This is a genomic window from Dialister invisus DSM 15470 (genome assembly GCF_000160055.1).
GTDB classification, from domain to species: Bacteria; Bacillota; Negativicutes; order Veillonellales; family Dialisteraceae; genus Dialister; species Dialister invisus.
This window is the reverse complement of record NZ_GG698602.1, coordinates 1,832,989-1,855,704: the sequence shown is the minus strand read 5'-3', so window position 1 is coordinate 1,855,704 and position 22,716 is coordinate 1,832,989. Positions and strand designations below refer to the sequence as shown.

The following is a 22,716-nucleotide window of genomic DNA, read 5'->3' as shown; positions in this document are numbered from 1 at the left end:
CGCCTCCCAAAAAATTATTTCTTTGAAATCTTTATAAGCCATTCCGCCGCAGCATCATATCCTTCTCCCGTTTTCCCGCACACTTTAAATACGGGAGCATCTTTATTCAAATGGCGGACACCTTCCATAAAAAACGCTTCATCAAAATCAAGATAAGGAAGCAAATCCACCTTATTGAGCAGAATCATATCCGCTTTTTCAAAGGCGAGCGGATATTTATAAGGCTTATCGCTTCCGTCCGTCACCGAAACGATAAGCATTTTTATATGTTCACCGATGGAAAATTCCGCAGGACATACAAGATTCCCTACATTCTCAATAAAAAGTATGCCTCCTTCGTCCATCTCCATATTATGAACAGCATTGTGCATGAGAGGCGCATCAAGATGGCAGGCGCCGAAGGTATTGATCTGTGTCGCAGAAATCCCCTGTTTTTTTAACCGTTCCGTATCTATATCCGATTCGATATCCCCTTCAATGACATAAGACTTCACCGGAAGGGCGCGGATCAGGTTTTCCAGGGAGGTGGTCTTTCCTGCTCCCGGCGCCCCCATAATATTTACCGCAAAGATATGCCTTTCTTCCAGATGTTCTTTTACATGCTGCGCTATATGGTCATTCCTGCCGTTGATATCAAGCAGGACCTCCTTTTTCACCATGTGCATCGCTTTCATCCTCCACGAATAATTCCACATCTTTTATATAAAATTCTTTCCCTGTTTCCGTCGGGTTTCCACTCCCGCCGCAGAACGGGCAGGTGAAGGAAAACCGTTTCCGTTCAAAAAGTTTCCCGCATTTTTCACAGGACAATTTCGGCTTTACACCTTCAATTGTCACCTGCGCACCCTCACACAGGGTTCCTGCAGCAAGGACATCAAAGTACATCTGGATCGATTCTCCGATAAATCCCGAATCTTCTCCGATGACAAGGTGTATCCCTCTGACCCTGCCATGATTTTCTTCCGCCGTTTTTTCCGCCAACCTGATAATTTCCAGAGTCACGGGATATTCATGCATCAGGTTTCACCGCAGGCTTTCCCGGGGAAGACCTTTTCCGCTCCGGCAAAGCGAAAGAAATCGGTTCGGGTATATCATCATCCGCCCCAAGAACGTATTCTTTATTCATGGACAAACATTGCTTCGGACAATTCTCCACGCATATGTCGCACTGCACGCAAGCTGCCGGATCAATAGTCCATGTACGATTCTTCCTGTCGATCTCCAGCGCGCTTCCGGGACACCCATCAGTATATTTCCCGCAAAGAACGCATTCTGAAACGTCATTGATGACAGGAATTTTTTCCGTTTCCTTTCTTTCTGTTTCTTTCCCAGACAGAGTTTCTTTCGGCGGTTCCGTTTTTACCGCTTCCTCCCGCTTTTCTTCCTCGGCATCCGCTCTATCTGCCACAGCAGTTCTCAAAGCGGGCCGCGTTCTTTCAGGCAAATGGAATGTAACCGGTTCCGGTGAATCACCGTCCGCCGTAAACGTATATGCCTCATTCAGGGAAAGGCACTGTTTGGGACAATGCTCCACACAGACACCGCACTGCACGCAAGCTGCCGGATCGATAGTCCACGTGCGCCTTTTTCTGTCAATATCCAATGCTCCGCCAACACAGCCGCGAAGACACATCCCGCAAAGAACGCATTTTGAAACATCATTGATGACAGGCGCCTTTTTCAACTCTTCTTCCGTCACCACCGTCTTCGGCATTTCCGCAGGAACCGACTTCCCTTTCGGCGCTTCCGTTTTACCGGGTTCCGATTCCGGTTGCGGATGCGCTGCCGGCAATACTTCTTCCGCGTTTTCAGCCGCCGCATCCATCGAAATTTCTTCCCGAATATTCTCTTCCGCTTTTATTTCTTTTTCTGCCGGAGGTCTTGCCGCCGGTCCCCGTCTCGGTTTGGGCGGGGGCGGCGTGTGGACGATCTCCGACTTTTCTGTGGAAGGTTCCGTATACATGCCTTCCATGGCAAGACATTTCATAGGGCACTGTTCTACACAGGCACCACACTGCACACAGGCATAGGGATTGATAATCCACTTTCTGTTCTTCCTGTCAATCCGTATCGCTCCCGAAGGACATGCCCGTTCACAGGCGCCGCAGAGAATACACTTTTCCCATTGATTGACAATGTGTCCGCGGTCAATAGGGAGCGGCGTCCGCGGCTGCAGAGGATAAGAAGATGTCACAGGCGGTTTGAAAAGATTGGCAACTATCCTTTTCACAAAGGTCATATAGCCCATAACGCTCTCCTATCTTTCACAACAACTGATACAGGGATCGATGGTCAGGATAATATTCGGCACATCTGCCAGGTCACAGCCCTGAAGCATCTTTACGAGTGCAGGCAGATTGGCATTTGTCGGTGTCCTCAGACGGAACCGTTCCAGGAATTTGGTTCCGTTTCCTTTTACATAGTAAAGCGCTTCTCCTCTCGGCTGTTCCACACGGACAAAGCATTCTCTTTTCGGCGGCACGCCCCGCACTTTCACGTCAATAGGCCCGTCAGGGATATTATCGATACAGCCCTCAATAATCTCAACAGACCGGAGAACTTCTCTCAGCCGTACTCTTGCCCGCGCGTAACAGTCTCCGTCCGTTTCAATAACGGGCTGGAAATGAAGCTGTCCGTAAACACTGTCTTTTTCAGCAGCACGAATATCGGTGAGAATGCCGGATGCTCTTGCCATGGGGCCAATGCAGCCCAGTTCCAGAGCCTCTTCCATAGTAAGCTTTCCCACACCCTTCAAACGGCTGTGAACGGTATCGTCATCCATAAAAACATTCAGCATGGGAAGGAATTTTTCAGATAAATCTTTTAAGACCCGTTTCATTTCCTTTAACACAGCACCGCCAATATCACGACGGACGCCGCCCACTTTACAGACGGAGAAAATAATACGCCCGCCGGTCGTCTGTTCAATAAGATCCAAATCTATTTCCCGAAGACGCCAGGATTCCATAAAAAGACTTTCAAACCCCATAGCGTCCGCAGCAAGTCCCAGCCAGAGAAGATGGGAATGGATACGGGACAATTCGTGCCAGATGGTGCGGAGCCATTCCGCCCGGGGCGGCACTTCTATTTCCATCATTTCTTCCACGGCGCGGCTGTACCCCCAGCCATGGCCGAAGGAACAAATCCCGCAGACCCGTTCCGCCACATAGACATACTGCTGGAAATCACGAAGTTCCACAAGCTTTTCCAGCCCGCGGTGCACATAGCCGATAGAGGGAACAGCACGGACAACCTTTTCATCCTGCAATTCCAGATCCAGATGGATCGGTTCGGGAAGAACGGGATGCTGCGGACCGAAAGGAATCACTGTGCTTTTACCCATTTTCTTTCCCTCCTTCCGGTTTTGCCCCTGCCACGGTGGAAGCGTCTATCCCGAGTCCGCTGCGGAGCTGTACTTTAATCGCCTGATTGGCATGTTTCTCACCGGGCAGGTCATGCCATGGTGTCTTTTCCGCCAGATGGTAGAAATGTCCGCCATAGTCCACATCACGTTCAATGAAGTCTATCTTCAATCCGAATAAATCGTGTATTTCATTCTCCCATACAAAAGCGTACCAGTACTGCCCCGTGATACTCATGACGGAGCGGTAGACCGGAACGAGGCAGCGGAGATGGTACATGAAATAGTCCTTATCAAATGTATAAGTCAGTTCATACCCTTCTTCCACGCGGGTGCAAAGTATTTGTACCAGACGGGCATGTTCCCTTTTAAAGCGGCTTACCTGTTTTAAAATATCCGCGGATTTGATTTCAATCATTTGCTGGTTCATCAGGTTGCCTCCTTTCGCTGCGCCGATTTTTGCTGAGCAACGAGCCTTTTATATTCCGCCCGCTTTTCTTCAAGAATCCCCAATCCTTTTACAACGCCGTCAATGATGGCTTCCGGACGAGCGGCACACCCGGGAACATACACATCTACAGGAACAGCATGATCCATGCCGCCGATCATGTTGTAACAGTCTTTGAAAATGCCGCCTGTACAGGCACATGTCCCTACGGCCACCACGACCTTCGGTTCCGGCATCTGTTCATAAATCTGGCGCACCACCGGCAGATTCTGTACATTCACGCCGCCTGTGACAAGAAATACATCAGCATGCTTCGGATCCCCCGTATTGATAATGCCGAAACGTTCCACATCATAGAGAGGCATAAGACAGGCAAGGACTTCAATATCGCAGCCATTACAGCTGGAGCCGTCATAGTGGATGAGCCAGGCGGATTTTCTGATATAAGCCATGTTTCCTCTCCTTTCAGCGGATATACATTAAAAAGACAATATTGATAAAACCTGCTACCAAAGTAACGAGCCAGGCGGAACCAAGGAGATGCCGCCATTTCATACGGGCAGTGCAATTATCTATAAGGGTGCTGAGAAAAAGAACCGCCGCGCACACAAGAATGCCCGTAACACCGCTCCACGGATCCCGCCATTTAAAAAACAGATAAACGAAACCAAGAAGAAATATCTTTTCATACCATTCGGCAATTTCAAAAAGAGCAAGCATGCCGCCGGAAAATTCCGTCTTGATCCCCTGCACAAGCTCCTGATGAATTTCATGGCTCATAGAAAGATCAAAAGGTGATTTTCTGAATTTAATCTGGAGTATGAAAAGGAACCCGATGAAAATCCCCGGCATGTAAAGAAAATTGCTTTCCGGCGAAGCCATGATTTTTGAAAGATCGAACGTGTTACATTTCAGATAGAAAGCAATCGCCACAAAGAGAAGCATGGGTTCATACGCCATAATCTGAAGAAGTTCCCGTTCCGCCCCCATCTGGCTGCAGGGTGATGATGACGAAAAGGCCGCCACCACAAGGCAAATGCCCGCCATGGTGAGTGTGAAGATGACAAGAAGGATATCACCCTGTGCAAAAAAGAATATTCCTGACAAAATCATGAAAAACAGGAAGCCTGCCAAATAAAAGCCTTGCGCTTCATTCACGGCAATCCGTTCTTTCTCAAAAAGTTTCAGCACATCATAGAACGGTTGGAGAACAGGCGGACCCACCCTGCGCTGCATACGGGCCGCCAGCTTGCGGTCAAGACCGGCAAGGAGCCCTCCTCCGACAGGCGCTAAGAAGAGGTAAAGCAGCGCGTATAAAATATTCATTCCCATTTCATCCACGATACACACCTCCCAGTATAATGGCAAACTGAATGAAAATGCACGCCATACAGAGAGCGAAACCGGACAATTTCATTTTTCTTTCGCCAAACCATTCTTCCATGTACCAGTTCCGAAGTTCTACGGGAATGATATTATCTCCCGCTCCGTGATAGTTCCGATCATCTCCCATATTAACCCCGGCAAGAAGAGCCCCTACTTTCCTTTTAGGCTGTCCTTTCCCGTAGCGGGAAGGAAGAATAACAAGAAGCACCACCATAAGCGACATAATAATCAAGTTGCTTTGGGCAATGACATCACGGGTAAACCCGTAGGTAATCCGCAGGTACGGCAGAACACCATAGTTTGAAATCAGAGGGAAAAGGATACAGACAATGATCGTCATCCAGGAAAGTGTCTTCAGTGTAAACCACTCTCCTTTAGTAATCCCCTGCTCCCGTCTTTCCTGCCCGTTCATGACAGACAGGATTTTTCCGAGCCACTTGGCCCAGTAAAATATAGTTGTCGCCGAACCGAAAACTAAAAGAAGAAGCAACATGGGGTGTCCCGCATCAATAAAAGCTTTCATCGCAGCCCATTTAGAAATGAGCATGCCGAAAGGCGCAAGGAACATACCGCTGATACCAATCACCATGCAGAGACACAGATGGGGCATCGCATTGAAAAGTCCGTCAAACCTTTCAATGTCGCGGCTGCCGAGCTGCTGCTCCGCCGTCCCGACAGAAAGAAACAAGAGCGATTTGGCGACCGCATGGAAGATAACAATCATAATGGCTGTCCATGCCGCCTCATAAGAACCTATACCCGCACAGCAGACGATCAGTCCCAAATTGGAAATTGTGGAATAGGCAAGAACCTTTTTCCCATCGGACTGTGAAATAGCGGCACAGGACGCAAAAAAGAAGGTAATGCCGCCGACAAACATCGCCATCGTTCCCGCATGATTATTTCCAAGGGCGGGACAAAGTTTGATAATCAGAAACACCCCTGCTTTCACCATCGTAGAAGAATGGAGAAGCGCGGAAGTGGGTGTGGGCGCCACCATCGCCCCAAGAAGCCAGCCGGAAAAAGGCATCATCGCCGATTTGGTAAAACCGCAAAGCAGGAGAAGCGCAAGAATAACTGTCACAGGCATTCCCGCCAATGCCAGCCCTACCAGATGGGAAAGCGCCGTACTGTGGTAAGTCAGCCCCATGACGATAATCGCTGCCGCAAAAGCCGCGCCGCCGAGCAGATTCATCCAAAGCGCCTTGAACGAATTATTTACAGCCACACGGGATTCCGTATATCCGATGAGAAGAAAAGAACAGACGCTGGTGATTTCCCAGAAGGTATACATATATAAAAGATTATTGGAAACAACCAATCCGAACATGGCAGAAAGGAAGAGAAACAGGACGAAAAAGAAAAAATTCCTTCTGTCACGAACATCACGATGTTCCTTTTGAAAGGCCTCCATGTACCCCAGAGAAAAAACGGCAATCAAGCTGCCGATGACACCGGCGATAAGAATCATGATCAGGGTAAAGTTGTCAATAACGATATCGGCATAATAATCAAGCGTCCCATGGCTGACATATTCAAACCATAGAACCGCTCCCAGCTGAATTGCTTCCAAAAGCGCTATCCAATACCGGTGAAACCGGACGCAGGTATAATAAAAAACCGCAAGAGCAACGAGGATATCCACTAATATTGCACCTTGCGCCAGAAAAGAATCTCCCAAGCGGAAGACCACCTTATTTCCAAAACAGGTAAATGCCACGAAAAGGGACAACATCGCAATAGCAGCAGCTGACATTTTCACCACCGCATCCCGAAGCCTGTCCCCCTGTATAAAAAACAGCAGACCTGCCGTCAACAGAGGCAAGAACACTAATAATCCCAATATCCACATCATCCCCACCCCTTTATATAAGAGTATACTATATATATTTAATTGTAATTTATAGATGAACATATTTTATATAGTATAGACAAATTACCCTGAGTTCGCAACACTTTTTTTGATTCCAATTTTATTTCCAATCTTTGATAAAGCAGGATATTTTTTTCAGCTTGTCCTGCCGAATAAACATTTTTACTATTTTTGATACCATATATTGCACTGAAAATTATCCTACAGCTTGCAAAAACAGACAGAAATCTTTATCTTCCCACTTACTTTCACTGACACTTTACTCCTGAACTTTACATTTCCCTAAATTACAGTATTAAACCGCCTCTACATTTTATAAATGCACCTGTGATTTTCTTCAGGACATTTGCAATACATAACTATACCAATGGTATAAAGTCACACTTTCTTTCGGTTAAAACCGAACCAGCTTTATATATAGGAATTGCATTAAAATTAATATATAATTGAAACATATTTAATATTTAAATGGTGCTCATTTAAGAAAGGACACCTATGGATTCCATCATCACCGTAAACAATATAAGTTTTTTCTATAAAAACCTGCAGGCGCTGAAAGACATTTCCTTTTTGGTGAATCCCGGCGATTTTATCGCGCTCATGGGCGTAAACGGCGCAGGAAAATCTACGCTGCTGAATATCCTCCACGGTACACTTTCCCCCTATCAAGGGGAAGTATGTTTTAACGATAAATATATCAACAGGAAAAATCCGTATGCCTCCATCGGATTCAGTGCGCAGCGTCTTGTTGCGGACTGGTTTTTGACTGCCTGGGACAATGTATTTATGGGGTGCATATTGGCTGGCATCTCACACAGGGAAGCCAAAATAATGACTGAATCCGCATTAAACCGAGTCGGTCTGATTGATAAGGCGGACTGCCAGCTGGATACCCTGTCCGGAGGCCAGCAGCAGCGTATCCAAATCGCGCGTTCTATCGTACACGGACCGCAGCTTTACATCTTAGACGAGCCGACCACCGGACTTGACGCGCAATATGCGGAAAATCTCTTTTCCTTTCTTGAAACGGAACGGCGCCGGGGAAAAACCATCATTGTATCTTCTCATGATTTGTATCTGTTGGAAAAATACTGCACCAAACTGATTTATCTGGAAAATGGAAAGCTGAACTACTTTGGAGACTTGAATAATTTTTTGGATAAAAATACGCCTGTCCTGAGGTACCACATCCATCTAAAAGAAAAGTACCGGCCGAATGACAACATATCCGCTTCCTATTTCATAAGAACTCACGAATCGGGCAAAGGCTCCAACTGCATAGAAATCGAATTGAAAAAAGACTGCTCATTATCAGCAGCGCTTGCGGAAATCGCGCAAAAAAATGATATCCAGAACATAAAGAACCTGGCAGAAAACGGACTGCGGAGTTTCTTTACATCCGGCACGGAGGAGTAATCATGACCATGAACCCTTTATTATTCAAACACTACGCGGCATTAAACATACCTGCCATTCTCTCCATAACGTACATGGAAGCAAAAATTTTCTTCCAGACGCGCCCCATGTTAATCTCCCAATTATTGACCCCTGTACTCTATTTCATTTTCATCGTGACCGCGTTGTCCGAAACGATCGGAAATATATCGGTGAACGGTGTCCTGATCCCTTACAATGAATACGCCCTTGTCGGTATCCTGACCATGAGCATGATGGGACAGATGTCACGAGTCATTTACCGCATGACTGTCGACCGAAGATACGGCTTTTTCGCCTTGAAGATGCAGGCTGGCATAAAACCATTTTTCTATATTCTTTCGATGAGTACCGGTGCTATTTTAGGCTACGTCACGCAATCCGTTGTCTTCTACCTCATTATCCTGGCTTTTCGCCTGCATTTTACTTTATTCCCCTTTATATGTATGTGGGGAATCGGACTGATCAGTTTGTTTTTCTGGATCAGTTTGGGTACCGTCATCACAATGTTCATAAAAACATATCAAATGCGTGATATGGTTCTGACCTTTCTGATTATGCCCCTTTCTTTCAGCGCCCCTTCTTTTTATGTATTGCACGATGCGCCTTCTTTTATACAGGTACTCGCCCTGATAAACCCGCTGACTTATCAGTTAAATGCTATGCGGGCGGCCGCGTTCGGGACGGTGAGTGAAGTTTCCGTCATGTATGTCCTGCTTTTCAGTTTGGCGGGACTGCTGCTCGCCGCAAGGGTCGTCAGGAATACGGATCTTTTAACCAATGAGCTTACTTGATCCCGGCATTTTCAAACAAAAATAAAACCCTCATAAGTCAGATTTCAGGTCTAACGTATGGGGGCTTTATATTTTTATAACAGAAATCTTTCCCGGTTCTTATGCCTGAAAAATATCAAGCAGATCGGACACACTTTTCTTTCCGAAATGCACTTCGCCATCATTGATGATGAGACAGGGAACGCTCATGATATTATATTTCTCTTTAAGGCTTGGATAGTACTGGAGATCATAGACGTCGGCCGTTACATTTTCATTATCCGCGGCAATACGCTGCGCCGCCGCTACAAGGTCGGGGCACATTGTGCAGGAAAGAGATACAGCAATCTTCACATGGAGAGGCTTGCTGATGCCTTTGATACGTTTCTGCAGTGCTTCACCCACGTCCTGTCCCGGACCTGCCGCATTGTACATGGCAAGAATAAAAGAATTAAATTCATGTCCGCCGGGTACGCCGTGGAAACGAAGTCCTTTTTCATTTCCTTCCGCGTCACAGATAGAAATGGTATGGTTGTCTTCTTCTCCCGCGGACGGGACAAATTCCGCTTCCACCTTATCAGAAAGAGATGCAAGCTCCATCACCATGCGGCGGTTTTCTTCCGTCATCCGGCTGTCATCCGTATACAGACGGAGACGGATCGGACGGGTAAAGCGGGCAAGTACGGGAGCCAGCGCCTGCCGGGTCGCATCATCAAGAAAAGCACCCGCCTCCGCTTTCGGGGCATTTTCCGCTTTGGCAGCTTCCTTCATTTCCCTTTTTACATAAGTTCTCTTGATGCCTAACTTCCTGTACAGCTGTCCGAGATATTTTTCCATAGATGTGGCCGCCACGGCTCCATCCGAAACAGCGGTAACCACCTGGCGGAGATTTTTCACGCAGATGTCGCCTGCCGCATAAACGCCATCAATATTCGTTTTCTGATCACGGTCAGTGATGATATACCCCTGGGGATCCAGTTCCACTTTTCCCTTAACCAGTTCGTTTTCCGGCGCATAGCCGACAAAGACAAATACGCCGCAAAAATCATTTTCTGGGGCAGTATAGATCGTTTCTTTCCCGGTCACCCGGTTTCTCAAAACAACTTTACGGATGGCGGAATCGCCTTCCACTCTTACCACTTCAGTGTTGAACATCATTTCTACATTCGGATGTTCTTTCAGTTCATCGACTTCCGCATTTTCAATGGAGCAGCAGTCGCGTCTGACGACCATCATGACCTTCTTTCCATACCGGGTGAGGAAGAGTCCTTCTTCTACCGCCGCATAGCCGCCGCCAATGACGAAAATATCCTTGCCGGAAAAAAATTCACCGTCGCAGGTCGCGCAGTATGCCACACCGTGTCCTCGGAATTCACTTTCCCCCTCAAATCCGGCCAGCCGAGGATGGGCGCCTGCCGCATAAATGATGCCGGGCGCCTTGAAATCTCCCCGATCGGTATGAACTGTTTTATAGTCGCCGTCCAAATCAAGGCTGGTTACTTCCGCCGATAAAAACTCGGCTCCGAAATTTTCCGCCTGCTGACGCATCTTACCGGTCAGCTGTTCCCCGTCTGTCATAATAATGCCGGGATAGTTCACCACTTCAGATGTGATAGTGATCTGGCCGCCGACTTTTTCTTTTTCAATAACCAATACGCGGAAACGCGCTCTTGCCATATAAATAGCGGCGGAAAGCCCTGCAGGACCTCCGCCGACCACTATGGCATCATACATTTTTTCCATGATGCCCTCTCTTATTAAAGTTTACCGACAAGATCGAAGGACGGTTTCAATGTCGCCGCCCCCGGTTCCCACTTGGCCGGGCAGACTTCATCGCCATGTTCATAAACAAACTTGGCAGCCCTTACCTTGCGGAGCAGTTCATCAGCATTACGGCCGATATTGCCGGCGCTTATTTCATAAAGAACAACTTCTCCGTCAGGATTGATAACGAAAGTGCCGCGCTCGGTCATGCCGTCAGCTTCAATATATACATCCAGATCTTTTGCAAGCTGTGCCGTCGGATCGCCAATCATCGGATAGGTAACCTTGCCTATTTTTTCCGAAGAGTCATGCCAGGCTTTGTGCACAAAGTGGGTATCGCAGGATACGGAATAAATCTCGCACCCTTCTTTTTTGAAATCGTCATAAAGTCTCTGGAGATCTTCCAGCTCAGTCGGGCAGACAAAAGTGAAATCCGCCGGATAAAAGAAGAGAACACTCCATTTTCCCTGCAGATCCTTATCGGATACCTTGATAAATTCTCCGTTAAGATATGCATCTGCTGTAAATTCGCTTACTTTTTTCCCGTTTAAAGACATTTAAAATTCCTCCTTCAAATATTAAAACAGTTTTAACTTGCTTATGTGCTCATTGTATCAACTATATCTAAATATGTCAATATCCAAATTGTCTTTTTCGTGCCGATATTTTACGAAAATAATATTTCTCCTTTGTCTTTGTAAAATATTTTCCCTTTTTATCCTTTCCCTTTATAATAGAAAAAAGAAAGATATTACTAAAATGACAGGAAGGATGCTCATGGGACTCCATTTTATTTTCGGCGCGGCGGGAACAGGCAAAACGCGGCGCTGCTGTGAAGAAATACGCGACTATGTCACCGGTAAAAAAGGGCGCTCCGCCTTTTTCCTCGTGCCTGATCAGGAGACATATACCGCAGAACGTATGCTGGCGGATATTTTCCCGGGCCACGGTTTTATTGATGCCACGGTCTGCGGTTTTTCGCGTCTTGCCTACCGCGTTTTTAATGAGCTCCGCTCCCCTGTGCAAGATGCTCTTTCTCCGTTGGGCCAGCAGATTATCATCAGCCGCATCCTTGCGGAACACAGGAACGAGCTGCAAATGCTCATGAAAATTTCCACTCAGCCTCATTTTGCGGAAAATCTCATGAACCTTTTTCATCAGCTTGATATGTTCTGCATTTCTGAAACGGCGCTCCATGATGCCTCTCTTGCCGAAGAAGGGACACCACTGGGACGCAAACTGGCAGATCTTTCCCTCTTATATAAAAATTACCATGACTACCTCCATACCCGCTTTTCTTATGAAGGCAGTCTTTTTGACCTGCTTGCCGGGGAAATACCGAAATCGGAAATACTCCGCCGATCCCGTATATGGATTGACGGCTTCAACGGTATGACACCCCAAAAGATACGCATCGTATCCGCCCTTATCCACACGGCGGAAGAAGTGACATTCACACTTCCCCTCCCGGACGCAAAAGAAGGATTGTCCAATGAAATATTCGCCCGCCCTGCCAATTTATATGCTCTCCTTTCGGAAAAAGAGCCTCACTTTGATTCCGTCACACTCCCCGAAATGAAACGGTTCCGCTGTCCCCGTCTCCGTTGTCTCGCAGCAGACTATTTCCAAAATGTTCCTTCTCCCTGTCCGCTTCCGAAAGAGACTTCCCCGGTTCCTGAAAAGGGCATCCATATCGTTTCCGCACCGGACAGCCATGCGGAGGCGGACTTCATTTCCCGCCGGATTCTGTCACTTGTCCGCGATAAAAATCTCCGCTGGCGGGATATCCTCGTCCTTCTTCGTTCCGCCGACACTTATACGGACCCGCTGGAAAGAAGCTTTTCACGCTACGGGATTCCGGTCTTTACAGACGAAAAACAGCCCATGAATAACCACCCCCTTGTCATGCTCCTTGACGGGCTTCTCCATTTCATAAAAGCGGAAAGCCGGGGCAAGAACAGGGGATTTACAAGAGAGCATATTTTCCGCATCTTAAAAACGGAAATATTTCCTTCTTTCCCTACGGATATGATAGATAAGCTGGAAAATTACGTTTTGAAATACCATATCCGTTTTTCCACGTGGCAAAAGCCCTGGGCCTTCCGCGATTACCGGAGCATTGATCAGGAACCGGCCCCTCTTTCGGATAAAGAAATTACAAAGCAGAATACCGCCAATACATGGAGAGAAAAGGTCCTTTCCCTTTTGAATCCTTTTCTCGCAGGCTGGAAGGAAGCTCTCTCCGCAGAAGATAAATGCGCCTTTCTTTATCGGTGGTTAACAGAGCAGCAAATCCCTGAAACGCTTTCCGTCTGGGATGAACTGGAATTTGAAAAAACAAAAAAGCGTCCCCATCTCCAGGTTTGGAAAAAAGTGCTTTCTCTTCTTGACGAAATCGTCCATGTCACAGGAAAAGACATCCTCCCCGAAGAGGAACTTTGCGGTATTCTTACTGATGGTCTTTCCGCCCTTACCTTCTCCATGATTCCTCCCACTCTTGACCATGTGACGGTCACCTCCATGGACAGAGGATACGCGGCAGAAGCGAAAGTGGTCTTCATCCCCGGCGCATTAGAAGGCTCTTTCCCTAAAAAAATTGATGACTCAGGATTTTTCACGGAAACGGAAAAACAGGTCCTTCTGAAATCCGCCCGCATCAATCTTGGAAACAACCTGATGGAGCTGGTACAGGAAGAACAATTTTATACGTATCTCGCCCTGACACGGGCATCGGACGCACTCTATCTGTCGTACCCCGCCGCTGCTGCCGACGGAAGCGCCGCAGAACCGTCCTTCCTGCTGGAGCGGTTGAAAGCCCTCGGCTATTATACGGAAAACATGGAAATACTCCCGCCCTCTCCCTATCATGACGACCCCTCGTTTTTTGCCAACCCCAACCAGGCCCTGTCTCTTCTTCCTGAAATACTCCGCAATGGCCGCCCCTCACCAACAGGCAACTGGGCAGCGCTTAAAGACTGGGCAGAAGGAAATGAATACAGAGAGCTCATGGAAAGCAAACTGGCAGGGCTCCGGTATCAAAATACCGCCGCCCGTCTGCCAAAAATGCTTGCGCGCAAACTTTTCATGAAAGGAGGACGCTTTTACGGTTCCGTCACAAAACTGCAAAATTACAGAAGCTGTCCCTACCAGTACTTCCTCCGCTACGGAATTGGCATAGAAGAGCGGAATACAGGCGAAGCGGATTATTTGGACTATGGCAATTATCTCCACGCGGGGATCCACCAATTCGGCGAAATCCTGAAATCGCAGAACCGCCAGTGGCGCCAGGCGACGGATGAAGAAATTGAAAAGATTTCCGAAGACATCACGGAAAAAATCACGCCGCGCATCAAGGCGGATGCCCTTTCCTCGGATCAGTCGGCAAAGTATACCCGCCGCGTTCTGGATCAGACCTTCCGGCGGGCACTTCAAAGATTCCGTCAATGGAGCCGGCAGAGCGGTTTCGATACGCTGGATATGGAAAAAGAATTCTATCTCCGTATTTCCGCAAGTCCCACTGACAGCTTTACCCTTACAGGGAAGATAGACCGTGTAGATACAGACGGCAGGTACGCCGCAGTCTGCGACTACAAGACAGGCTCGCCGAAGCTCTCCCTGAATGAAATCATGGAAGGTCTCTCTCTCCAGCTTATTACCTACCTGCTGGCGCTTTCAAAAACAAAGGATACGAAAGATCTGCTTCCTGCCGCCATGATGTATATCTATCTCCACGGGCGGCCGAAATCCATAAGCGTACCGCCCAACGGAATTCCCCATCCCAAAGGAAAGGAAAACACCAACGGTATTTTCTTAAATGACCCGGATGTGCTCCGCACGCTTGACTCCCAATCAGGCACGGATGACGGATTTATCGGTGTTTCTTATGTAAAAGACGGCAGTGTAAAGAAAACCTCTCCCGTCCTTACGGCAGAGGAGTTTGAAGCACTGAAAGCACTGACGGAAAAAATACTGATCAGGCTGTACAACCGCCTTGAAAGCGGGGAAATTGCCATCCATCCCGTCAAGAACGGAACGCTGTCGCCCTGCTCATACTGTCCCTATCGGAGTATCTGCCGCTTTGATCCTGCACTGCCCGAAAACAGTTTTGATTACATTTCCAAAGTTTCTGACAAAACGATCCGGGAAAAACTGGACGAGGAAATGAAAAGGAACGGAAAGGAGAACCTATGAGTCAAATGACATGGACAACCGCGCAGCAGGCAGCTATTGACGCCCGCAGACAGAACCTTCTCCTTTCCGCCGCCGCCGGAAGCGGTAAGACGGCGGTACTCACGGAGCGTATCAAAAAACTGATTACCGATATGGATGATCCTGCCGACATTACGGAACTTCTGGTTCTTACATTCACCCGCGCGTCGGCAGGGGAAATGAAAACCCGCATTTCTTCAGGCATTGCAAAGGCCCTTTCGGAAGCGGAGCAGGAGCGAAATACGCCTCTCGCCCGTCATTTGTCCCGCCAGCTCGCGCTGATGTCAAGTGCACAGATTTCCACACTTGATTCATTTTTCCAGACCCTAATCCGCCGGTATTTTTACCTGATCGACCTCGATCCGAACACGAAAATGCTGACAGACAGCAATGAAATATACGCCCTGGAGCAGGACGTGCTTTCAGAAGTCCTGGAAACGTACTATGAAAGGGGTGAACCCGCTTTCCTTGACTGCGCGGATCTGCTTTCCGGCGGGTTTGAGGACAGCGGTTTTAAAGATACCATTCTTTCCCTCTATCACTTTTCCTGTTCCATGCCCTTCCCGGAAGACTGGCTCGGCAGCCTTTCCCGCCCTTACGGCGAAAACGGCGCAGCTGCCTTAAGCGATCTTCCATGGACAAAAGACATTCTTGAAGATTTTCGGCGCCGTGCCCAGAGCTGGGCTGATTCCTACCGCCAGATTTTCACTTTTCTGGAAAACGAACCGGCCCTCGCGCCGTATGCGGAAATGCTGTCTGATGAATTTGACGCCTTCACTATCCTCTCAAAAGCAGAAACATGGGATGAGTGGTACCAAGATGCGCCGAACATTTCTTTTGCCAAACTGAAGGCGGTGAAGAAATCCTCTTCTGAAGATCCTATCCGCTTTGAAGAAATAAAAAACAACGTCCAGGCAATTCGAAACAGTGTGAAAAAAGAAGTTTCCGAAAAGCTCATCCCTTTCTTTGCGATTTCGGAAGAGCAATGGCTCCATGACGTGATCCGGATGCATCCCATCGTCCGTGCCCTGTCGGATGTAACCATTGCTTTTTCCCGTGCTTACGCCGACCGCAAAAAGAAGGAAGGCCTTATGGAATTCACCGACATGGAACATTACGTCTTGGACATCCTTGTAGACAAAACCGCGGAAGGATTCACGCCGGAGCGGGCGGGAGAATTCCCGTCATCGGCGGCACGGGAGCTGCAAAAAAAATATAAAGAGATCATGATTGATGAATACCAGGACACCAATGATGTGCAGGAACTGATCGCCACGCTTCTCTCCAATGGCAGAAACCGTTTCATGGTAGGCGATGTCAAGCAGTCCATCTATCGTTTCCGCCAGGCTGACCCCACCATTTTCCAAAAGAAATACAGAAGTTTTTCCTCTGATGAGAATGCGGAAGACAGGCGCATTGATCTCAACCGGAACTTCCGCAGTGACGCCGCGATTCTCGCGTCAATCAATTATATTTTCCGCCAGCTTATGAGTGAAAAGCTGCTGGAACTCGATTACGGCGATCGAGAAGCGCTTTATCCGGGGCGCCATGAAGACTCCCGTCCCGCTGCCTACGCAGGCGGTGCGGTCGAAGTGGAATTTATTGATAAAGTAACCGATGAAAATACTGTTCCCATGGATGAGTCTGTCAATGATATCACGAGCATCACCTTTGAAGGCCGGCTCATTGCCAAAAAGATCCGCGCCCTTATGGAAGAAAAGCGGCAGGTCATGAACAAAGACGGCACCTTCCGTTCCACAGATTACAGCGATATCGCCATCCTCCTCCGCAGTATCGATAAAAAAGCGCCTGCGCTCCTCAAAGTATTGAACGAGGAACATATTCCTGCCACCGCTGATAAAGATGATGATTTTATCCGCTCCATGGAAGTGCAGATCCTTTGGTCGCTCCTGAAAATTTTAGACAATCCGCGGCAGGACTTACCTCTTCTTGCGGTGCTACGCTCTTTTCTTGCGGGACTTGACGAAGAAGATTTCGCCCGTCTCCGCCTTGCCCTCGCGCCGGAGGAAGATTCTCTCTGGGATATTCTCCCGCGGGCCAAAGGAATTATCCCCGAAGAAAAAGCCCTCCGTCTTTCCCGTTTCCTTTTACTTTATGAAACGTGGAGGAAAGAGGCACGAAAAGACGGCGTCGCCCCCCTTCTCCGCAGAATCATTGAGGATACGGACTATCTGTCATGGGTGGCGGGACTGCCTAACGGAACCGCCGGCAAATCCCATGTCCTTTCCTTCTATGAACTGGCAAAGACAAGAGACTCCGCTACGGTAAACGGCCTCTTTTCCTTCCTGGAATATTTACGGCGGGCGCAGAAAGATTTTAAGACAATTTCCACGTCTGCCAAAGGGAATGCCGTACAGATCATGTCCATCCACAAAAGCAAGGGGCTTGAATTCCCCGTTGTTTTTCTGGCGGACGCGGCAAAGTCTTTCAATGTGAAAGATCTGGATCGGACCGTTATCTTTCATCGGGAAATGGGACTCGGTATCCATTACTTTGATAAAGAACATATGGCACACTGGCCGTCTCTTTACTGGATGGCGATCCGTACCGCCGCCGGCCGTGAAGCCCAGGCGGAAGAAGCGCGCCTTCTCTATGTCGCCATGACACGAGCGCGGGATTTGCTCTGTATCACCGCTTTCAGAAAAAACTTCATTCCTTATATTTCTTCCTGTCTGACCCCGCTTTCCTCCCTGACGGAAGCGGAAAGCCGCCTGCCAGCCCACATAACGGCCGGCGGGAAATCTTACCTTTCCTGGATTCTTCCGGCTGCCGCCCGCCACAGAAGCGCTGCCTGTCTGTGGGACATGACGGGAAAGATCCCCTCTTATCTCGCACCTGACATAAACGACAGCCCATCTGCGTTTCATTTCACCATCACACCGTGGCAGGAACTGCTCACCGTGGAAGAGCTGCGGACAGAAGAAATGAACGGAGAAATGAACTTCGAAGAATGGGAAGAGAAAAAGAAACAAAAAGAAGCAAAAGATATTGACAACATAAAAGCTTTTCTTACGGCTCCCGCTTCAGACGTGCCGGACTGGATGGAAAAGCAGCTGCGCTGGCAGTACAGTTTCAATGGAGCCGTTCAAACGCCTGCCAAGCTCACCGCTACCGCCGCGGTTGCCCTGAAAGAGCAGCAGGAATCCGGCGCTGAAGGCATAGAACCCTTTTCATCGGAAACGCTGGCTCCTGCCATGGAAAGCATTCCTTCCGGCGAAGAGTCCTCCCTTTTGCCGGGCTATGAAGACCCGCCCGCATTCCTTGCAGAAACTCCTGCCTTTACGGGTACATCTTACGGCACCCTCATGCATAAAGCCATGGAACTCATAGATCTCACCAAACCGTATGACGGCATTTCAGATCTTAGGAAAGAAGTGGAACGCATTTATGAAGAAAAAGGTTTTACGGAAGAAGAAAAGAACGCCCTGCTCCAGGATTCAAAATACCGCGCGCCGCTCCGTGATATCCGACGGTTCACGGAAAGCGCCTTAGGCCGCGCCATGAAAAAAGCCGCGGTAATCCGGAAAGAAATGCCTTTCTCCCTTCTTCTTCCGGCGAAACGTTTCTACCCGGGCTGCGAAGAAGGAGAAAAAGTTTTCATGCAGGGCATCATGGACTGCCTCATTGAGCGTGACGGCCACATCGTCATCATTGACTATAAAACGGATCGTACCGACTCCGTTGAAGAACTGCAAAGCCATTACAGAACCCAGCTTCTCGTCTATAAAGACGCGGCACAGCAGCTTCTCGGCAAGCCGGTCATCGGCGCATACCTGTGGTCTTTCCACTTGGGACAGATGATTGCCATCAAATGATATTTCAAAAAAGAATATTTCCAAATAACGAAACTGCCCCTATAAGTCAGATCCGAAAAATTCGGCTTATAGAGGCAGTTTCATTCCTATTATATTTTCTTTTTGCTTTTAGGCGCAGGGAGTTCATCAAACATCGCCTTGAATAATCCCGTTAAATACTTCTGATCATCTGCATGATCCACCAGTAACATTTTCCCCGCGCCTTCATAAGGCAGCGCATACTCCGCATCCGGCATATAATGTACTGCTGATTTTACAGGTTTTACAAGCAGCCTGTCATCATATATCCCTCCAACAATTTTGCCCTTGTAGTACAGAATATATTCTCCCATCATGACCCTGCAGCTTACATCCTCCAAATCAGACAGCTGTGCCAAAATAAAATTTAAATATTCTTTACTCGATGCCATATCATCCCTCCTTCATTTCTATCCGGCAGGAAACATCTTTCCCTTTATGCAAATTTATCCGTCTGCTTATACTCTCATATGCTTTTTTTGCAATCACCGCACCACATCGATTTCAGGCCGGCGGTCCCTGAATACATGGATAGTATCCCTGATTTGTTGAAGTATATCCGTATCTATTTCCCCGAAAGCAATCCCTTCTTCCGTTCCCAGACGGCAGACGTCATTCCCCCAGGGATCGAGAAGCACCGAGTTTCCCGCGTACTCCGTTCTCCCTGAAATTCCGCCTTGGTTGACGGCGCACAGATAGATCTGATTCTCCACCGCTCTTGCCTGCCCTAAAAGCGTCCAATGGAAAAGACGCGCCTTCGGCCAGGCAGCAGGGACAAAAAATAAATCCACTTTCCCTTCCAGGACGGAACGGCGCACAAGCTCGGGAAAACGGATATCATAACAAATGACCATGGAGCAGGGAATATCATCCAATGTAAAGGAAACCGCATGGTCTCCGCCTTTGAAATACATCGGTTCATGGGCATAGGAAAACCCGTGAACTTTGTCGTAATCAGCTGTTTTCCGTCCCTCCCTGTCAAAAACGAAAGAACGGTTATATACATCGTCCCCACAAAGAACAGCTGCCGAACCGCCTACGACATTCACATGGTGTTTTTTTGCGAAAGAAGACAAGAACGTTTCCGTCCGCTTTCCACCTTCATCAGCAATTGATTTCAGTTTGCGGGAAATATAAAACCCCGTGTTCCACGTTTCAGGAAGGACAAGAATATCCGGATTTCCCTCCATCGCCTGTTCCATCAATTCTTCCGCATGGCGGTAATTCGTTTCCACATCGGCAAGAACCGCCTGCATTTGTATAAGGGCTATTTTCTTTTTCATGAGATCTCCTTACGCTGCTGCATTTCTATTTCTTCATTATAAATAAAACAAAAACAAAATAAAACCGCCTGTTTCAAAGAACAAACGGTCTTATAAGCCAAAATTTATTTTTAGAAAGAGTATCGCGCAGAAAGGGTAAATGTCCTCCCGTCACCCGCATAATACTTATCAGAGGCGGATTCCTGATCATAGTATTCCCTGTCAAGGATGTTGTAAATGCTGAACTGGACAGAAAGATTTTTGTTCACCGCATAAGCGGTATCCATGTTCAAAAGGAAGTAGGCATCACGGGATTTGAATTTGCCGCTTTTCCAGCCCGGCTCATTCCTTGCGGAAACGAACATACTGTCCACATTCACGGTCCAAGGATGATTTGTGTACGTCACACCGGAATGGAAAAGGTGGCGGGGAATTTCATAATCTCTTCCCATGGCATAGCCATTATCCGCATCGGCCACTTTGCCAAGCTGCCAGGTATAATTGGCATAAACCGACCACAGACTGCTGAACTTATGGGTGACGGACAGTTCCGCCCCATGGGTCCTTGCCTCTCCTACATTTTTATATGTCTTTATATCAGCACCTTTAGCAGTTTTTCCGATAGTAACGAGGTCAATGTAGTCCTTTGTCCTCGCATAGAACAGGTCTGCGGAAATTTTTGTTTTTCCCAGGTCTTTTTTGATTCCCAGCTCCCAATTCGTCGTAGTTTCTGGTTTTAAAGAAGGATTCGGCTCATAACGGCCGCCATAGGACGGTTCCGCATACCGGTAGAGCTGGTAGAGAAGGGGCGGCGCAAACGATTTCCCGAAAGACAGGTACAGATTGGTATGATTATCCAGCGCATAACTGGCAGACAGCTTGGGCGAGAACTGGTGATAGGAATCAGATTCCAGTCTTGTCGGCGCCTTTCCTCTGTAATAATTATAACCGCCATATTTTTCATAATAGTCGTACCGTCCGCCGATGTACGCTGCCCAGCGGCTGCTGAGTTTCCATTTGTCCTGAATATATAAGGCCCAGGACTTCGCCTTGCCGCCGAGCCACTGATCATCTTTATTTCCTTTCACGGCACTGTCCCATGATTTCCAGTCAGAAACGGTCTTATAAATGGTTTCATCAAACCGGTCCTTCCCGTAAGAACCGCCAAAAAGGATGGTATGGCTGCCTGCGGTCCAGCGTTTATTCAGATCAAAATCCCACGATTTTGAAGGATAGGATGTCTTGCTGCCGGCACCGTCAAAAGTGCGGCTTGCCTTGACCGTCTTATCAGGCGTGATATATCCGCTTTTTGTGTAGTCGGTCATACCGAAATGGGCATGGATTTTATCCTTCTGATCATTGTAGGTAAGACTGTGCATGTCATAGACGCGCCAGCCCCTGTTGCCGAAAAACGTGGACGCCGGTACGCCTGACGGTTTGCTGAAACCCGCAGACAGGTACGAACGGGGATCCGTATATTTCCATGTATAGTTGGAATGGGTGAATTTATAAGTGAGCTTTCTGTCTTCCGTGAAATCATAGCCCAGATTGAAGCCATAGCTTTCGGACATGACTTCCTTCTTCCCCCGGTCGCCGATGATGTATTCTTTCCCGTCAGCAGTCGTGTCCAGAGAAGAAATATCCACGCCGGTAAAATTATTTTTTCCTTTGCTATTCTTTATGGCATAAGAGGACAGGTACGAACGCCAGCCATCGGTCATTTTATTTTCATAGAAGACACCCCAGTTCAATCGATCCTTCCGTCCGCTTGCCATGTAACTCTGCTTCACCGTGTTGTGGCTGCCGTAGCCCAAGTTTACAGCACCGTGGACGCCATTTTCTTTCGCCGACTTGGTCATAATATTGATGACGCCGCCAACCGCACGACCGCCATAGAGCGCCGACTGCCCACCGCTGACCACTTCCACTTTGCGGATATTTTCCACAGGAATCATATTCCAGTCCACTGTGCTGTTCCAGGCGGTATTCATCTGCTGTCCGTCGACGAGGACAAGGATATTCTTGGAATTATATCCACGGAGGTTCACGCTGCCTTCCACCGTAGTATCCACCTGCACACCGGTCGCCAAAGCGACGGCCTGTGCCGCATTCTGCACATTGCGGTCCTTAATTTCCTTTTCTGTCACGATCTGTACATTCGCAGGAACATCCTTTGTCGTTTCTGCCTGCCGGGTCGCCGTGACGGTGAGCCCTTTCAGTTCATACACCGGCAAAGGCGCCGCACTTGCGCTTACACCACCCGCGGCTGCCAATACAGCCAACATCATTCCATACTTTTTACTTTTCATCTCTTTATCTCCTTTACTTTTGCTGACAGGATTCTTAGATATA

General features: G+C 48.0%; 17 protein-coding genes. 4 read left to right on the top strand and 13 right to left on the bottom strand.

The genetic code is table 11. From position 1 onward, the window contains the following. Window positions 1-14: 14 nt before the first annotated feature. Genes hypB through GCWU000321_RS08890 form a run of 8 tightly spaced genes read right to left on the bottom strand, consistent with a single transcriptional unit; the run spans window position 15 to window position 7,050 of the window. Window positions 15-659 carry a hydrogenase nickel incorporation protein HypB gene (gene hypB, locus GCWU000321_RS08925; RefSeq protein ID WP_007070916.1) on the bottom strand — a complete coding sequence of 215 codons (645 nt, stop codon included), beginning with the start codon at window positions 657-659 and terminating at the stop codon, window positions 15-17. After that, window positions 634-1,017 carry a hydrogenase maturation nickel metallochaperone HypA/HybF gene (locus GCWU000321_RS08920; protein WP_007070915.1) on the bottom strand — a complete coding sequence of 128 codons (384 nt, stop codon included), beginning with the start codon at window positions 1,015-1,017 and terminating at the stop codon, window positions 634-636. Before GCWU000321_RS08920 ends, hypB begins: the two co-directional genes overlap by 26 nt. Beyond that, on the bottom strand, window positions 1,010-2,248 hold the full coding sequence (locus GCWU000321_RS09675) for a 4Fe-4S dicluster domain-containing protein (RefSeq protein WP_007070914.1): 1,239 nt from the start codon (window positions 2,246-2,248) through the stop codon (window positions 1,010-1,012). The genes GCWU000321_RS08920 and GCWU000321_RS09675 overlap by 8 nt, the downstream gene beginning before the upstream one ends. Before the next feature lie 9 nt (window positions 2,249-2,257). Beyond that, entirely contained in the window at window positions 2,258-3,343 is a 1,086-nt protein-coding gene (locus GCWU000321_RS08910) for a hydrogenase large subunit (protein ID WP_007070913.1), read from the bottom strand. Continuing rightward, window positions 3,336-3,791 (bottom strand): hydrogenase, encoded by a 456-nt coding sequence (locus GCWU000321_RS08905; RefSeq protein ID WP_007070912.1) that lies wholly within the window; start codon window positions 3,789-3,791, stop codon window positions 3,336-3,338. The genes GCWU000321_RS08910 and GCWU000321_RS08905 overlap by 8 nt, the downstream gene beginning before the upstream one ends. Further along, on the bottom strand, window positions 3,791-4,261 hold the full coding sequence (locus tag GCWU000321_RS08900; RefSeq protein WP_007070911.1) for an NADH-quinone oxidoreductase subunit B family protein: 471 nt from the start codon (window positions 4,259-4,261) through the stop codon (window positions 3,791-3,793). The genes GCWU000321_RS08905 and GCWU000321_RS08900 overlap by 1 nt, the downstream gene beginning before the upstream one ends. Window positions 4,262-4,274: 13 nt before the next feature. After that, on the bottom strand, window positions 4,275-5,141 hold the full coding sequence (locus GCWU000321_RS08895; protein WP_244835164.1) for a respiratory chain complex I subunit 1 family protein: 867 nt from the start codon (window positions 5,139-5,141) through the stop codon (window positions 4,275-4,277). Between the two features lies 1 nt (window position 5,142). After that, entirely contained in the window at window positions 5,143-7,050 is a 1,908-nt protein-coding gene (locus tag GCWU000321_RS08890; RefSeq protein WP_244835110.1) for an NADH-quinone oxidoreductase subunit 5 family protein, read from the bottom strand. Between the two features lie 513 nt (window positions 7,051-7,563). On the opposite strand from GCWU000321_RS08890, the gene GCWU000321_RS08885 reads away from it, so the two are divergent. After that, window positions 7,564-8,484, top strand: a complete 921-nt coding sequence (locus GCWU000321_RS08885) for a metal ABC transporter ATP-binding protein (protein WP_007070908.1) — start codon at window positions 7,564-7,566, stop codon at window positions 8,482-8,484. Window positions 8,485-8,492: 8 nt separating this feature from the next. Further along, window positions 8,493-9,296 carry an ABC transporter permease gene (locus GCWU000321_RS08880; RefSeq protein WP_040382136.1) on the top strand — a complete coding sequence of 268 codons (804 nt, stop codon included), beginning with the start codon at window positions 8,493-8,495 and terminating at the stop codon, window positions 9,294-9,296. A gap of 99 nt (window positions 9,297-9,395) precedes the next feature. On the opposite strand, the gene GCWU000321_RS08875 is transcribed toward GCWU000321_RS08880, so the two are convergent. Together GCWU000321_RS08875 and ahpC are read right to left on the bottom strand one after the other, a co-directional pair. Beyond that, entirely contained in the window at window positions 9,396-11,018 is a 1,623-nt protein-coding gene (locus GCWU000321_RS08875; RefSeq protein ID WP_007070906.1) for an FAD-dependent oxidoreductase, read from the bottom strand. Window positions 11,019-11,032: 14 nt separating this feature from the next. Further along, window positions 11,033-11,596 carry an alkyl hydroperoxide reductase subunit C gene (gene ahpC, locus GCWU000321_RS08870; RefSeq protein WP_007070905.1) on the bottom strand — a complete coding sequence of 188 codons (564 nt, stop codon included), beginning with the start codon at window positions 11,594-11,596 and terminating at the stop codon, window positions 11,033-11,035. Between the two features lie 220 nt (window positions 11,597-11,816). Between ahpC and GCWU000321_RS08865 the strand changes: the two genes are divergently transcribed. Together GCWU000321_RS08865 and addA are read left to right on the top strand one after the other, a co-directional pair. Beyond that, window positions 11,817-15,230 carry a PD-(D/E)XK nuclease family protein gene (locus GCWU000321_RS08865; RefSeq protein WP_040381619.1) on the top strand — a complete coding sequence of 1,138 codons (3,414 nt, stop codon included), beginning with the start codon at window positions 11,817-11,819 and terminating at the stop codon, window positions 15,228-15,230. After that, entirely contained in the window at window positions 15,227-19,084 is a 3,858-nt protein-coding gene (addA, locus tag GCWU000321_RS08860) for a helicase-exonuclease AddAB subunit AddA (RefSeq protein ID WP_007070902.1), read from the top strand. The genes GCWU000321_RS08865 and addA overlap by 4 nt, the downstream gene beginning before the upstream one ends. An 89-nt stretch (window positions 19,085-19,173) precedes the next feature. Here the strand turns inward: addA and GCWU000321_RS08855 are convergent, their stop codons facing one another. From GCWU000321_RS08855 to GCWU000321_RS08845, 3 genes are all read right to left on the bottom strand, one after another. After that, window positions 19,174-19,494 (bottom strand): TfoX/Sxy family protein, encoded by a 321-nt coding sequence (locus GCWU000321_RS08855; protein WP_007070901.1) that lies wholly within the window; start codon window positions 19,492-19,494, stop codon window positions 19,174-19,176. Window positions 19,495-19,587: 93 nt separating this feature from the next. After that, entirely contained in the window at window positions 19,588-20,385 is a 798-nt protein-coding gene (locus GCWU000321_RS08850) for a carbon-nitrogen family hydrolase (protein WP_007070900.1), read from the bottom strand. Between the two features lie 110 nt (window positions 20,386-20,495). Then, window positions 20,496-22,673, bottom strand: a complete 2,178-nt coding sequence (locus GCWU000321_RS08845) for a TonB-dependent receptor plug domain-containing protein (RefSeq protein ID WP_156777767.1) — start codon at window positions 22,671-22,673, stop codon at window positions 20,496-20,498. Between the last annotated feature and the right edge of the window lie 43 nt (window positions 22,674-22,716).

Bases quoted from the DNA above. Each gene is read 5' to 3' on its own strand.
- hypB (WP_007070916.1), bottom strand. From the start codon at position 659: ATGGTGAAAAAGGAGGTCCTGCTTGATATCAACGGCAGGAATGACCAT.
- GCWU000321_RS08920 (WP_007070915.1), bottom strand. From the start codon at position 1,017: ATGCATGAATATCCCGTGACTCTGGAAATTATCAGGTTGGCGGAAAAA.
- GCWU000321_RS09675 (WP_007070914.1), bottom strand. From the start codon at position 2,248: ATGGGCTATATGACCTTTGTGAAAAGGATAGTTGCCAATCTTTTCAAA.
- GCWU000321_RS08910 (WP_007070913.1), bottom strand. From the start codon at position 3,343: ATGGGTAAAAGCACAGTGATTCCTTTCGGTCCGCAGCATCCCGTTCTT.
- GCWU000321_RS08905 (WP_007070912.1), bottom strand. From the start codon at position 3,791: ATGAACCAGCAAATGATTGAAATCAAATCCGCGGATATTTTAAAACAG.
- GCWU000321_RS08900 (WP_007070911.1), bottom strand. From the start codon at position 4,261: ATGGCTTATATCAGAAAATCCGCCTGGCTCATCCACTATGACGGCTCC.
- GCWU000321_RS08895 (WP_244835164.1), bottom strand. From the start codon at position 5,141: ATGGGAATGAATATTTTATACGCGCTGCTTTACCTCTTCTTAGCGCCT.
- GCWU000321_RS08890 (WP_244835110.1), bottom strand. From the start codon at position 7,050: ATGATGTGGATATTGGGATTATTAGTGTTCTTGCCTCTGTTGACGGCA.
- GCWU000321_RS08885 (WP_007070908.1), top strand. From the start codon at position 7,564: ATGGATTCCATCATCACCGTAAACAATATAAGTTTTTTCTATAAAAAC.
- GCWU000321_RS08880 (WP_040382136.1), top strand. From the start codon at position 8,493: ATGAACCCTTTATTATTCAAACACTACGCGGCATTAAACATACCTGCC.
- GCWU000321_RS08875 (WP_007070906.1), bottom strand. From the start codon at position 11,018: ATGGAAAAAATGTATGATGCCATAGTGGTCGGCGGAGGTCCTGCAGGG.
- ahpC (WP_007070905.1), bottom strand. From the start codon at position 11,596: ATGTCTTTAAACGGGAAAAAAGTAAGCGAATTTACAGCAGATGCATAT.
- GCWU000321_RS08865 (WP_040381619.1), top strand. From the start codon at position 11,817: ATGGGACTCCATTTTATTTTCGGCGCGGCGGGAACAGGCAAAACGCGG.
- addA (WP_007070902.1), top strand. From the start codon at position 15,227: ATGAGTCAAATGACATGGACAACCGCGCAGCAGGCAGCTATTGACGCC.
- GCWU000321_RS08855 (WP_007070901.1), bottom strand. From the start codon at position 19,494: ATGGCATCGAGTAAAGAATATTTAAATTTTATTTTGGCACAGCTGTCT.
- GCWU000321_RS08850 (WP_007070900.1), bottom strand. From the start codon at position 20,385: ATGAAAAAGAAAATAGCCCTTATACAAATGCAGGCGGTTCTTGCCGAT.
- GCWU000321_RS08845 (WP_156777767.1), bottom strand. From the start codon at position 22,673: ATGAAAAGTAAAAAGTATGGAATGATGTTGGCTGTATTGGCAGCCGCG.